The sequence below is a fragment of the Rhizobacter sp. genome (assembly GCA_019635355.1).
Taxonomy (GTDB): Bacteria; Pseudomonadota; Gammaproteobacteria; order Burkholderiales; family Burkholderiaceae_C; genus Rhizobacter.
The window spans coordinates 3,558,921-3,571,442 of the sequence record JAHBZQ010000001.1; the positions used below are offsets into that span (position 1 = coordinate 3,558,921).

A 12,522-nucleotide genomic window follows, 5' to 3' on the forward strand; every position below is an offset into this window, starting at 1 on the left:
TGATGATCGTCATGTAATGCCAACCTGGAGCTGAACATGACTGCTGCCGCTGCTACTTCCGCTGTGATCGCCGGCTATGCCCGCACCCCGTTCCACTTCGCGAAGAAGGGCCGCCTCGTCGGCGTGCGCCCCGACGATCTGGCCGCCACCGCGGTGAAGGGCCTGATCGAACGCACCAAGGTCAACCCGGCCGACATCGAAGACCTCATCCTTGGCTGCTCGTACCCCGAGGGCGAGCAGGGCCACAACATCGCGCGCATCGTGGTGTTCCTCGCCGGCCTGCCGAACACGGTGGCGGGCACGACGGTGAACCGCTTCTGCGGCTCGGCGATGACGGCCATCCACATCGCGGCCGGGCAGATCGCCATCGGCGCGGGCGAGGTGTTCGTCTGCGGCGGCGTGGAGTCGATGACGCGCGTGCCCGATGGTGGCTTCACGCCCTCGCCCAACCCGGCGCTGCGCGCGCGTTACCCCGAGGCGTATTTCAAGATGGGCGAGACCGCCGAGGTGGTGGCCGAGCGCTATGGCGTGTCGCGCCTCGCGCAGGAAGAGCTCTCGGTCGAGTCGCACCGCAAGGCGGCGAAAGCCCAGGAGCTCGGCCGCCTGCACGACGAGATCGTGCCGGTGACCACGCCCGAGGGCGAGGTGGTCGACAGCGATGGCTGCATCCGGCCGAACACATCGCTCGAAGGGCTGGCCGGTCTCAAGCTCGCCTTCCGCGAACCCGGCAACGGCACGGTGACCGCCGGCACCTCGTCGCCGCTGACCGATGGCGCGACGGCGGTGCTGGTGTGCTCGGAAGACTATGCGCGCCGGAACGGCCTGCCCATCCTCGCGCGCATCGTGTCGACCGCGGTCGCCGGCTGCGCGCCCGAAGAGATGGGCATGGGCCCGGTGCCGGCGGTGAAGAAGGCGCTCGCCCGCGCCGGCCTCACGGTGGCCGACATCGACCTCGTGGAGATCAACGAAGCCTTCAGCAGCCAGGCCGTGGCCTGCCTGCGCGAGCTGGGCATCTCGCGCGACGCGATCAACCTCGACGGCGGCGGCCTCTCGATCGGCCACCCGCTGGGTGCGACCGGCGCACGCCTGGTGGGCAAGGCCTCGACGCTGTTGCAGCGCGAAGGCAAGCGTTATGCGCTCGCCACGCAATGCATCGGCGGTGGGCAGGGGATCGCCACGGTGCTGGAAGGCGTTTGATCTGAGCGGTCGTCATTCCCGCTTTCGCGGGAATGACGACGCAGGCGCGGCTCAAGTTCCGATCACGCCCCCATCGCGCTTGCGGATGACCACCGTCGACGAGCGCGGGCGGCCGTCGGGCCGCCGGTCGGGCCAGTTGGAGTAGCGCCGCGGGTTGGCGGGGTCGCTGCGCTCGCTGGGGGTCTCGCCCGGGTGCTGGATGTTGATGAACATCGTGCGCCCGTCGGGGGTGCCGGTGGCGCCGGTGATTTCGCAGCCCGGTGGGCCGACGAGGAAACGGCGGATCTCGCCCGTCTTCACGTCGGCGGCCAGCATCATGTTGTTGCCCAGGCGCGCCATCTCGCCCTTGCCCATGGCGGTGCTGCTCATGTCGGTCTGGATCCACAACACGCCGCGGGCGTCGACCCACAGGCCGTCGGGGCAGCCGAAGAGGTCGCCCTGGATGTTGCCCTTCGCTTCGGCACGCTCGTTGGCGGGGTCGCCGGCCAGCACGAAGTGGTTCCACGCGAAGGTGCTGCCGTCGTGGTCACCGTCTTCGCGCCAGCGGATGATCTGGCCCATCACGTTGTTGGCGCGCGGGTTGGCCGCATCCACCCCCGGTTGCCCGGCCTGGCCGCGGCTCGAATTGTTGGTGAGCGAGCAGTAGACCCAGCGTTCGCGGTCGATGGCCACCCACTCGGGGCGGTCCATCTTGGTGGCGCCAAGGGCGTCGCTCGCTTGGCGTGACTTGATGAGCACCTCGCCCTGGTCGGCGAAGCCGTTGGCCGCGGTGAGCGGGCCCGTGCCGTGCGTGAGCGGCAGCCAGCGGCCGCGGCCATCGGCGTCGAAGCGCGCCACGTAGAGCGTGCCGTGGTCGAGCAGCTCGGCGTTGGCCTTGTAGCCGCCGGGGCGGATGGCGTCGCGGCTGACGAACTTGTAGATGTATTCGAAGCGGGCGTCTTCGCCGGAGTAGACGACGGCGCGGCCGTCTTTCGTGACCGCCACCGTGGCGCCTTCGCGCGCGGCGCGGCCCATCGCGGTGCGCTTGACGGGGGTCATGGTCGGGTCGAAGGGGTCGATCTCGACCACCCAGCCGAAGCGGTTGTGCTCGTGGGGGTGCTTGCCGGTGTCGAAGCGCTCGTCGTGCTCGTGCCAGCGGTAGTAGCGGCCGATGTCCTTGCGCTGGCCCCAACGGCGCTGGTGGGCGTCGGGCTGGTCGGGGCCCTGGAAGTAGAAGGCGAAGTTTTCCTCCGAGGTGAGGTAAGTGCCCCAGGGCGTGACGCCGCTCGCGCACTGGTTGAGGATGCCCAGCACGCGCCGGCCCGACGGGTCGGCCGCGGTCTGCAGCAGCGGGTGGCCGGCGGCCGGGCCGCGCAGCTCGACCGGCGTGTAGGCGGTGATGCGGCGGGCGTAACGCGAGGGCCGCACCACCTCGACGCGGCCGTCGGGCCCGCGCTTCACCTCGATCACCGAGACGCCATGCGCCGCTTGCGACTTGCGCACCTTCTCGGCCGACCAGTTCGCCAGGCCATCGGTGTGCAGCAGGCCGTCGTCGGTGTACTCATGGTTGATGGCGAGCAGGCCGGTCGTGTCGGTGAGGGCGTAGTAGTGCATGCCGTCGTGGTGCATGCCCATCTGCACCTCCTGGTCGGCGGCGCTGTTGCTGGCGTCGAACTTGAAGGCGGGGCTCTGGCCGGCGATGCCCACCGGCTCACCCCAGGGCGCGAGGGCCTCGGCGATGTAGCCCTCGGGCAAGGTGACGGTGTCGGCAGTGCCGGCCGGCACGCTCTTGAAGCCGAGCAGCGGGCCGGTGCCCACCGTGGCGCAGCCGCCGAGCGGCGCCAGCAGGCCGGCCATCGCCGCGCCCGCGCCGCCGAGGAGCAGGGTGCGCCGGGTGGGGTCGCTCACCTCGACGAGGCTGGGGTTGGAGGAGCGGTTGCTGTCCTCCATCGTGGAGAAGTCCTTGGCCATGGCGCGTGCGGCAGTGGGAAAGCGCCGATTGGAGCGCCAAAGCCGTGCCCCGGCCAGCCGGGATGGCCCGGTGGGCGTCAGTTGTCGCGCGTGGGTGGCAGCGGCAGCCCGAGGCGCTCGCGGATGGCCTGGCGCGAGGCGCGCAGGATGGCGGTGGAATGCGCCGGGTCGGCGATCGAACGGGCCAGCACGACCGCGCCCACCATTTCCGAGAGCAGCGAGACGGCGGCGATGCCCGGGTCGGGCCGGCCCAGCGCTTCGAGCTGGCCGGCGATCAGGGTCGTGAGGCGGGCGGCACCCTGCTCGAAGGCCACCCGGGCCTCGGACGCGAGGCGCGGCAGGTCGGCGGCCATCGTCGCGATGGGGCAGCCTTCCTCGCGGTGGTCGCGGTGGTAGCGCGAGAGGTAGAAGGCCACGTAGGCGGCCAGGCCCTCGCCCGCGGGTTTGCCGGCCGAGAGCTCCTCGAAATAGGCGCAGGCGGTGTCGAACATTTCGCCGATGGCGGCGACCAGCAGCTCGTCCTTGCTGGTGAAGTGGGCGTAGAAGCCGCCGTGCGTGAGCCCGGCGCGGCCCATGATCGCGGCCACGCCGATGCGGTCCGGCCCCTCGGCGCGGATGGCGGCGGCGGCCTCCTTCAGCACGCGGCTGCGGGTGCGTTGTTTGTGTTCGGCGTCGTAGCGCATGGGTCGAATGATATGACGATCGAAATATAAAACCGCGGGCCGGGAGTCAGCGCCGCCTGCCGGCCGGCAGAATTCACGGCCCCGGGTTGAGGGAAGACCTGGATTGCGAGACCTGCGAGAATCACGCCCTTCGCCGGCTCTGGCCGGCGGCCCCGTCTTCACCGGGGCTCAGGCCCAGGCGCCCACCCCAGGCCTTCTCCGATCTGCCAACCTCATTGGAATTTTCCGCATGAGCAACCTCTTCGACGCCAAGGTGTTGAGCGTTCGCCACTGGACCGACCGTCAGTTCTCGTTCACCTGCACCCGCGACCCGGGTTTCCGTTTCCAGAGCGGCCAGTTCACGATGATCGGCCTGGAGGTGGATGGCAAGCCGCTCCTGCGCGCCTACAGCGTGGTGAGCCCGCACTGGGAAGAGACGCTGGAGTTCCTGAGCATCAAGGTGCCCGATGGCCCGCTGACCTCGCGGCTGCAGCACATCCAGGTGGGCGACACGATCAAGATCGGCCGCAAGGCCTCGGGCACGCTGCTCACGCAAAACCTGCTGCCGGGCCGCCACCTCTACCTGCTGTCGACCGGCACGGGCCTGGCGCCCTTCATGGCGATGATCCGCGACCCCGAGGTGTACGAGCTGTATGAGAAGGTGATCCTGGTGCACGGCTGCCGCCAGGTGGGCGAGCTGGCCTATGACGAGGTGATCACCAAGGAGCTGCCGGCCAACGAGTACTTCGGCGACCAGGTGAAGGAAAAGCTCATCTACTACCCGACCGTCACCCGCGAGGCCTTCCGCAACCAGGGGCGCATTCCGGTGCTGATGGAGACCGGGAAACTCTTCCACGACATCGGCCTGCCGCCGATGAGCAAGGAGCACGACCGCTTCATGCTGTGCGGCAGCCCCGAGATGCTGCGCGACACGCGGGCCCTCTTCGACAAGGCGGGCATGACCGAGGGCAACATGAGCACGCCGGGGCACTTCGTGATCGAGCGGGCGTTCGTCGAGAAGTAAGAGAAGACAAAAGAGAAGACGACGGGCCTCCAGCACGCCGAAAGAAAAAGCCTGGCCGGGGCAACCCGGGCCAGGCTTTTCTTTTGGGAGATCAGCCGAAGAAGAGCTTGAAGAGCTCGGGCTCGTCGACTTCGCGCGTGACCAGGCCGCGGATGGGCTCCTGGTAGGCCTCGGAGGCCGAGGCCGTCATCAGGTCGGCCGGCATGGTGACGCCCCAGGCGGTGTTGAATTCCTGGGCCGCGTTGCGGCGCGCGATCATCTCGTAGGCGGTGGCGGTGTTCATGGGGCCGTCCCTCAATCTGTGTCTGGATGTGAAGGCTATCGGCTGCGCCAACCTCGGCATGAACCGAAAAGCAAGCGCTTCGGCCACCACTTCGTCACCCGCTCGGGGTTCGCGTGATTTTGTTGGCCGCTTTGGGCTTTGCGAGGGCCGCGCTCAGGTCGTGACCGAGCGGCTGTCGAGCCAGCGCAGCACGCAGGCGTAAAGGCGGCTCGGGGCGACGGGCTTGGTGATGTGGTCGTTCATGCCGGCGGCGAGGCAGAGCTCGCGGTCTTCGGCATACGCGTTGGCGGTCATCGCGAGGATGGGCAGCCCCCGGCGCTCGGGCAGCTGGCGGATGGCGCGAGAGGCGTCGAGCCCGTCCATCACCGGCATCTGCACGTCCATCAGCACCAGCGCGTAGTCGTGTGCACGCACGCGCTCCACCGCTTCGGCGCCGTTGCTCACCACGTCGACGCTGAGCTTGAGGCGCGTGAGCAGCGCAAGCGTCACTTCCTGGTTCACCGGCTCGTCGTCGACCAGCAGCACGCGGGCACCGGCATGGCGGGTGGCGATCTCTTCTTCCGGGCGCAGGTGCGCCCCGTCGGCCGGCTCGGGCGGATCGGCGGCCACACGCAGCCGCGCCGTCATCCAGAAGGTGCTTCCCACGCCGGGCGAGCTGCGCACGCCGACGTTGCCGCCCATCAGCGAGGCCAGGCGCTTGGCGATCACGAGGCCCAGGCCGGTGCCGCCGTACTTGCGCGAGGTGGAGTCGTCGGCCTGCGAGAACGACTGGAAGAGCCGCGCCTGCTGCTCGGGCGTGATGCCGATGCCGTGGTCCTGCACCTCGACGTGCAGCATCACCACGTTCTCGGCCGATTGCGCCACACGCGCGCGCAGCAGGATGCGGCCGTGCTCGCTGAACTTGATGGCGTTGCTGAGGAAGTTGAGCAGGATCTGCTCGAGCCGCAGCGGGTCGCCCACGAGCCGCTTCGGCATGCCGGGGGCGATTTCGGTGACGAGGGCCAGGCCCTTGGCCGTGGCCCGCTCGCGCAGCATGCCCTGCGCGTTGTCGATGACCTCGGCGAGCGCGAACTCGCGCTCCTCGAGTTCGAGCCGGTCGGCCTCGATCTTCGAGAGATCGAGGATGTCGTTGATCACGCCCAGCAGGTGGTGGGCCGCGGCGCCCACCTTGCCGAGCTGCGCGAGTGCCTGCGGCCGGTCCTGCAGCTCTTCCTGCAGCAGGTGGGTGAGCCCGATGATGGCGTTCATCGGCGTGCGGATCTCGTGGCTCATGTTGGCGAGGAAGGCGCTCTTGGCGCGGCTCGCCGCTTCGGCGGCGTTGCGCGCGGCCACGAGGTCGGTGGTGCGCTCGCTCACGAGTTGTTCGAGGTGGTGGCGGTGCGCCTGCAGCTCCTCGCGGGCGGCGCGCTCTTCGGTGATGTCGATGAAGGCGCCGTGCACGCGCGAGATCACGCCTTCGTGGTTGCGCACCGCGTTGCCGAGCGTGCGCACCCAGATGCGCCGGCCGCTCTTGGTGAGGATCTGCATCTCGAGGTCGTAGGCCACGCCGCGCCGGGCGCAGGCGCTGAAGGCCTGGTGCACGAGCTCGCGGTACTCGGGGGCGTAGAACTGGCCCGCCTCGTCGAGCGAGGGCGAGTAGCCCGGCGGCATCTCGTGGATGATCGCCGCCTCGTCGGACCACACCAGCCGCCGGTCGTTGAGCGTGGCGATCCAGGCGCCCATGCGCACCAGGCGGCTGGCCATCTTGAGCAGGCTCTCGCTCTCGCGCAGCTTGTCTTGCGACTCGCGCAGGTCGGTGATGTCTTGGATGACGCCGAGCACACGCGCCGGCTTGCCGTCCTTCATGACCACGCGTCCGCGTGAGCGCACCCAGATCGGCCGGTCGGTGGCGGTGACCATCGGGATCTCGACGTCCCACGGCGTGCCGTCGGTGATGGCGGCGGCCACCAGCGGCTCCACCTGCTCGCGCACGCCGGGGCGGCAGAACTTCCAGCCTTCGGTCATCGAGAAGCGCGAGCCGGGCGGCACGTCGAGCAGCAGGCACATCTCGTTCGAGGTGGTGGTCTCGCCGGTCTGGATGTCGAGCTCCCAGCCGGCCACACGCGCCAGCTCGCCGGTGCTGGAGAGCTGCTCTTCGCGCGAGCGCAGCGCCTGCTGCACGCGGTAGGACTCGGTGACGTCGCTGAACACCAGCACCACGCCGGTGACGCGCCCTTGCGCGTCGCGGATGGGCGCCGCGCTGTCGGCGATCTGGTACTCGTGGCCATCGCGCGAGATGAGCGTGGTGTGGTTGGCCAGGCCCACCACCTCGCCGCTCGCCAGCACCGGCTTCACCGGGTCTTCGGCGGGGGTGCGCGAGTCGGCGTTGACGATGTGGAAGACATCGAGCAGCGGGCGGCCGAGCGCATCGGCCAGCGGCCAGGCGGTCAGCCGCTCGGCGGTGGCGTTCATGCGGGTGATGTGGCCGCGGGTGTCGGTGACGATCACCGCGTCGCCGATCGAGTGCAGCGTGGTGGCGAGGTTCTCCTCGCTGTCGCGCAGGGCGCGCTCGGCGGCGGCGCGCGCGCGCAGCATGCCGGAGAAGTCGTCGGCCAGCGCCCCCACCTCGCGCGGGGCACCGCTCAGGTCGAGGTGGGCCAGCGCCTCCGGCTCGGGCGAGACACTGGCGCGGCGCGCGGCAGCGGCCATCGCCTCCACCGGCGCGCTGGTGCGCCGGGCGATCAGGAGGCCCAGCGCCGCCGCCAGGCCGATGGCCAGCAGGGCGAGCGTCACGCTGATCAACGTGCGCTCCCGCACCGGGCCGTAGACGGCGTCGATGGGGATGCCTACCGCCGCATGCCAGGGTGTGCCGCGCACGGGCACCACGCCGAAGATGCGGTTCACGCCTTCGAAGTCGGGCGATTCCCCGGTGCGCTCGTTACCGGGCACGAGTTGGCGGAACCAGGGGATGTGCGCGAGGCTTTTGCCGATCCATTCCTCGGGCTTGAGGCTGCTGCCGATGACCGCACCCTTGCCATCGACGATGCGCGCCAGCGCCCGAGAAGGCAGCTCGCCGGGGCCGGGGCCCAGGCGCAGCGTGGTGAGGTCGAGCGACATGGCGATGACGCCGGGGCTTTCCTTGCGGCCGTCGACCTCCTGCTCGGGCAGCGGGTAGGCCACCAGCAGGACCCAGCGGTTGGTGAAGTAACCGCGGCTCAGCGGGCCGATGGTGAAGCGCTGGGTGCGCAGCGTCTCTTCGAGCGGAAGGCCGCGGCTCACGCGCATCGGGGCGCCGGGTGGTGGGTCGATGGCGCTGCAGACGCGGTCGCCGTTGCGCTTGACCGAGATGAGGTTGGTGTAGGTGGGGAAGAGGCCGCGAAAGCTCTTGAAGAGCGGGTCGCACAGGTCGGGGTCGAGCGCGTTGACCCCATCGCGCTGGGCCAGCAGCGACAGCAGGCGCTCGGCGTTGGAGATGACCGCCTCGGTCTCGAGCGCGGCCCCGCGGGCGGCGCGCAGGGCTTCGACGGCGGCGCGCTCGGCATCCTGCTGCGCCTGGGTGATGCCGTTGTAGGCGATCAATGCCAAGAGCGGCAACGCGGTGGCCAGCACGAGCAGGCTCAGGCGTGCGCGGATGGGCAGGGCGTGGCGCATCGGGTCATTTCAGCACTGTGCGAGGGCGGAAGGGCCCGGGCGTGACCGCATTGTGGGCACGCGTCCGCTCGGGTAGCCTGCTGGCTGCAACTTTCACCACAGCGATGGCATCGGCGCAACAGCGGGGCGTCCTCGGTCGGCTGGCCGACGGGATGAAACAGCTCTTCGAGCGGGTGGGCGAGGTGCCTCCGGCGTCGGCGCTGCCCGATGCCGACCTGCTGGCGGGCATTGGCTGGGCCGAGTTCGAGCGCCAGGTGGCCGAGGGCTTCCGCCACCGGGGGTACGCGGTGAGCGAGACGGGAGGCGGCGGGGGCCGTGCCGTCGACATGGTGCTCACGCGCGGGCAAGACCAGTTTCTCGTCGACTGCAAACCCTGGCGCACGCTGGCGGTGGGGCCGGCGCCGGTGCGCGAGCTCATCGCGTTGCTGCGCAGCCGCGAGGCGGCGGGCGGCTTCGTCGTCAGCTCGGGCGAGTTCACCGACGAGGCGCGGCGCCTCGCCGCAGGCCACCCGGTGCAGCTGATCGACGGCAAGGTGCTGCGCGAGTTGCTCAACACACGCGAAGAGAAGACGCAGCCGGTGGTGGTGCGGCGCGAAGGGCCCTTCCTCGACACCACCTTGCCGCCATCGGCCTGGCGCCTGCGCGCGCAGCCCTGCCCGCTGTGCGGGGGCGCGATGGAAGAGGCCGAGCGCCACGGGCGGCGGGTGCTGGCCTGCGTGCACCACCCGTTGTGCGAGGGCGTGCGCGAGGTCTGAGCGGGCCTGGGCGGGCTCAGCCGCGGTGCGTTGCCCGGCGCGTGGCGCTGAAGCGCGAGCGCCACAGCGCCAGGCATTCGACCACGCCCCACAGCAGCGCGCAGCCGAGCGCCGGGGCCGAGCGGAGGAAGAGAGGGCGGTGCCGCGTCATGCCGCCCACCCTAGGGGCCGCGTGTGACACGGGCGTGTCAGCCGAGGCCGGCTCGCCTCGATCAACTGTCACATCACCCGGCTAGGCTCGCCGGGTGGACCGCGTCGACTTGCCCGCCCTGGCCGAACTGCAAGGCCTCGTGGAGGCCGGCGGCCCGCACCTGCAGCAGCGGGTGGTGTGCGAGGTGACCTGCGGCGACACCCGCCTGCCCGTGCACGTGGTCACGCTCGGCAACCCCGGGCCCGACGTGCCGGCCATCGGCATCTTCGGCGGGGTGCACGGGCTGGAGCGCATCGGCGCCGAGGTGGCGCTCGCCTTCCTGCGCAGCCTGGTGATGCGCCTGCCGTGGGACGGCGTGCTGCACCGCCAGCTCGAATCGCTGCGCATGGTCTTCATGCCGCTCGTGAACCCGGCCGGCATGGCGCTCGGCACCCGCGCCAATGCGCGTGGCGTCGACCTGATGCGCAACGCGCCGGTCGAGGCGGTCGGCCGCGTGCCGTTTCTCATCGGCGGCCAGCGCCGCAGCGCCGCGCTGCCCTGGTACCGGGGCGTCGCCGGCGCGCCGATGGAGGTGGAGAGCGAGGCGCTGTGCCGGGTGGTGGACGAGGAGCTGCTCGGCCGCCCCTTCAGCCTGGCGGTGGACTGCCACTCGGGCTTCGGCCTGCGCGACCGCATCTGGTTTCCGCATGCGCACACACCCGAGCCCATCGAGCACCTGCCCGAGCTGCACGCACTGCAGCACATCCTCGACCAGGCGCTCACGCACCACCGCTACGTGCTGGAGCCGCAGAGCCGCCAGTACCTCGCGCACGGCGACCTGTGGGATCACCTCTACCTGCGCTCGCTCGAACGGCCGGAGCATGTGTTCCTGCCGCTCACGCTGGAGATGGGCTCCTGGCTGTGGGTGAAGAAGAACCCGCGCCAGCTCTTCTCGCGCCACGGGCTCTTCAACCCGCTGATCGAACACCGGCAGCAGCGGGTGCTGCGCCGCCACGTGGGCTGGCTCGACTTCATGGCGCGCGCGGTGGCGAGCTACCGGCGCTGGGTGCCGCTCGACGCGGCCGAGCGGGACCGCCTGCGCATCGAGGCCCGCACCCATTGGTACGGGCCGGCGTGACGCTCAGGCGGCAACGGTTTCGCCGAACGCCGCGTCGATCTGCGCCGCGGCCGAGGCCAGCGCCTTCTTCTCGGCTTCCGGCCCCATCGCCAGCCCTTCAGCGTAGAAGAACGTCACGTCGGTCATGCCGAGGAAGCCCAGCACCGACTTCAGGTACGGCACCTGGCTGTCGGCCGGCGTGTCGCGGTAGAGGCCGCCGCGGGCGAGGGCCACATAGACCTTCTTGCCGGTGAGCAGGCCGATCGGGCCCTTGTCGGTGTACTTGAAGGTGACACCGGCGCGGGCGATGGCGTCGATCCAGTTCTTGAGCGCAGCCGGCACGCCGAAGTTGTACATGGGCACGCCCAGCACCAGCACGTCGGCGGCCTGCACTTCGGCGATCAGCGCGTCGTCTTGCGCCACGCGGGCGGCCTGGGCCGGGGTGCGCTGCTCGGCGGGGGTGAAGAGGGCGCCCAGCGCGGCTTCGTCGAGTGCGGGCAGGGGCTGCTTGCCGAGGTCGCGCACCGTCAGGGTGGCCGCGCCCAGGCGCTGCACGATGTCGCCGGCCAGGCGGGTGGAGTGCGAGCCGGTGGTGCGGGCGCTGGAATTGATCTGCAGGACGTTCATCGTGGGCTCCTTGTGGGAAACGTTGTGTCGATGGAGTCACTGTAGTTATCCCGAAAACCAACCGGAAGACGTCAAACTGGATAACATTGTTCCGCCAATGCAACGATGCTGAACGATGAGGTCCCCATGAACATGATCGAACCCAACGACCTGCTGCTTTTTGCGCGGGTGGTGGAAGAGGGCAGCTTCAGCCGCGCGGGCGAGCGCCTGGGCCTGCCGAAGTCGACCGTGTCGCGCCGGGTGGCGGCGCTCGAAACTCAATTGGGTGAGCGCCTGCTTCTGCGCACCACCCGCAAACTCAACCTCACCGACCTCGGCCACAGCCTCTTGGCCCACGCCCGGCAGGTGGCCGACGAGGCCGAGGCCGCCGCCGCGCTGGCCCAGCACCGGCAGGTGGAGCCGAGCGGCCGGCTGCGCGTCTCGATGCCGGGCGATTTCGCGACCGGGGTGCTGAGCGAGGTGCTGGCGGCCTTCGTGGCGCGCTACCCGGCGATCTCGCTGGAAGTGGACCTCTCGCCGCGTCGTGTCGACCTGATCGGCGAGAACTTCGACCTGGCCATCCGCATGGGCGAGCTGGCCGACGACGCGACGCTCGCCGCGCGGCTGCTGGCCGACCTGTCGCAGGGCCTGTACGCCTCGCCGGCCTACCTGCAGCGGCGCGGCACGCCCTCGGAGCCCGAGGCGCTGATGGAGCACGACACGCTGCAGATCCTGTCGCGCCACGGTGAGCCCAAGCCCTGGACGCTGGAGCGCGAAGGCCAGCGCTGGGAGGGCATCCCGCCGGCCCGGGCGCGGGCCAATTCGCCGGAGCTCTTGATCCGCATGGCGCTGGCGGGTGCGGGCATCGCGATGGTGTCGGACCATTTCGCCGAGGGCCATGTGCGCAATGGCGAGCTGATGCCGCTGCTGGTGGACTGGTACCCGCCGAGCGCGCCGGCCTGGGCGGTGTTTCCCGGGCGGCGGCTGATGCCGGCGCGCACGCGGGTGTTCCTCGACGCCCTGCAGGCCGAGTTCACCGGCCCGGCCTGCCAGGCGGCGCAGGTGCGCCATGCCGGCCTGCGCGAGGCGGGGCGCCGCACCGAGCTGGCGACGTAAGCCCACGTCCCGCAGCGGGATTCGGGCCCGTCCTACAGCCCCGGCGCGGCCG

General features: G+C 70.5%; 10 protein-coding genes. 5 read left to right on the forward strand and 5 right to left on the reverse strand.

What is annotated here, in order from left to right:
* Positions 1-36: 36 nt before the first annotated feature.
* Positions 37-1,197 carry a thiolase family protein gene (locus KF892_16285; GenBank protein ID MBX3626580.1) on the forward strand — a complete coding sequence of 387 codons (1,161 nt, stop codon included), beginning with the start codon at positions 37-39 and terminating at the stop codon, positions 1,195-1,197.
* 51 nt (positions 1,198-1,248) lie between these two features.
* Here KF892_16285 and KF892_16290 read toward each other — a convergent pair whose 3' ends face one another.
* Both KF892_16290 and KF892_16295 read right to left on the reverse strand, forming a co-directional pair.
* Complete coding sequence (locus KF892_16290) at positions 1,249-3,147, reverse strand: PhoX family phosphatase (GenBank protein ID MBX3626581.1); 1,899 nt, start codon at positions 3,145-3,147, stop codon at positions 1,249-1,251.
* A 77-nt stretch (positions 3,148-3,224) separates the two neighbouring features.
* Positions 3,225-3,830 carry a TetR/AcrR family transcriptional regulator gene (locus KF892_16295; protein MBX3626582.1) on the reverse strand — a complete coding sequence of 202 codons (606 nt, stop codon included), beginning with the start codon at positions 3,828-3,830 and terminating at the stop codon, positions 3,225-3,227.
* A gap of 229 nt (positions 3,831-4,059) precedes the next feature.
* On the opposite strand from KF892_16295, the gene KF892_16300 reads away from it, so the two are divergent.
* Complete coding sequence (locus KF892_16300) at positions 4,060-4,833, forward strand: ferredoxin--NADP reductase (GenBank protein ID MBX3626583.1); 774 nt, start codon at positions 4,060-4,062, stop codon at positions 4,831-4,833.
* Positions 4,834-4,924: 91 nt separating this feature from the next.
* Here the strand turns inward: KF892_16300 and KF892_16305 are convergent, their stop codons facing one another.
* Positions 4,925-5,116, reverse strand: coding sequence for a hypothetical protein (locus KF892_16305; GenBank protein MBX3626584.1), 192 nt, complete (start codon positions 5,114-5,116; stop codon positions 4,925-4,927).
* Between the two features lie 153 nt (positions 5,117-5,269).
* Positions 5,270-8,746: a PAS domain S-box protein gene (locus tag KF892_16310; GenBank protein MBX3626585.1), complete on the reverse strand. Its 3,477-nt coding sequence runs from the start codon at positions 8,744-8,746 to the stop codon at positions 5,270-5,272.
* Positions 8,747-8,898: 152 nt separating this feature from the next.
* On the opposite strand from KF892_16310, the gene KF892_16315 reads away from it, so the two are divergent.
* On the forward strand, positions 8,899-9,501 hold the full coding sequence (locus tag KF892_16315; GenBank protein MBX3626586.1) for a restriction endonuclease: 603 nt from the start codon (positions 8,899-8,901) through the stop codon (positions 9,499-9,501).
* Between the two features lie 245 nt (positions 9,502-9,746).
* A complete protein-coding gene (locus KF892_16320) occupies positions 9,747-10,769 on the forward strand; it encodes a DUF2817 domain-containing protein (GenBank protein MBX3626587.1) in 1,023 nt (340 codons plus the stop codon).
* 3 nt (positions 10,770-10,772) lie between these two features.
* Here the strand turns inward: KF892_16320 and KF892_16325 are convergent, their stop codons facing one another.
* The gene (locus KF892_16325; protein ID MBX3626588.1) at positions 10,773-11,375 is read right to left on the reverse strand and encodes an FMN-dependent NADH-azoreductase; all 603 of its coding nucleotides are present in this window, start codon (positions 11,373-11,375) and stop codon (positions 10,773-10,775) included.
* A gap of 126 nt (positions 11,376-11,501) precedes the next feature.
* Between KF892_16325 and KF892_16330 the strand changes: the two genes are divergently transcribed.
* Positions 11,502-12,470, forward strand: a complete 969-nt coding sequence (locus KF892_16330) for a LysR family transcriptional regulator (protein ID MBX3626589.1) — start codon at positions 11,502-11,504, stop codon at positions 12,468-12,470.
* Positions 12,471-12,522 lie beyond the last annotated feature (52 nt).

Coding starts and splice junctions, on each gene's coding strand:
- KF892_16285 (MBX3626580.1), top strand. CDS start 37: ATGACTGCTGCCGCTGCTACTTCCGCTGTGATCGCCGGCTATGCCCGC.
- KF892_16330 (MBX3626589.1), top strand. CDS start 11,502: ATGAACATGATCGAACCCAACGACCTGCTGCTTTTTGCGCGGGTGGTG.
- KF892_16325 (MBX3626588.1), bottom strand. CDS start 11,375: ATGAACGTCCTGCAGATCAATTCCAGCGCCCGCACCACCGGCTCGCAC.
- KF892_16295 (MBX3626582.1), bottom strand. CDS start 3,830: ATGCGCTACGACGCCGAACACAAACAACGCACCCGCAGCCGCGTGCTG.
- KF892_16310 (MBX3626585.1), bottom strand. CDS start 8,746: ATGCGCCACGCCCTGCCCATCCGCGCACGCCTGAGCCTGCTCGTGCTG.
- KF892_16305 (MBX3626584.1), bottom strand. CDS start 5,116: ATGAACACCGCCACCGCCTACGAGATGATCGCGCGCCGCAACGCGGCC.
- KF892_16300 (MBX3626583.1), top strand. CDS start 4,060: ATGAGCAACCTCTTCGACGCCAAGGTGTTGAGCGTTCGCCACTGGACC.
- KF892_16315 (MBX3626586.1), top strand. CDS start 8,899: ATGAAACAGCTCTTCGAGCGGGTGGGCGAGGTGCCTCCGGCGTCGGCG.
- KF892_16290 (MBX3626581.1), bottom strand. CDS start 3,147: ATGGCCAAGGACTTCTCCACGATGGAGGACAGCAACCGCTCCTCCAAC.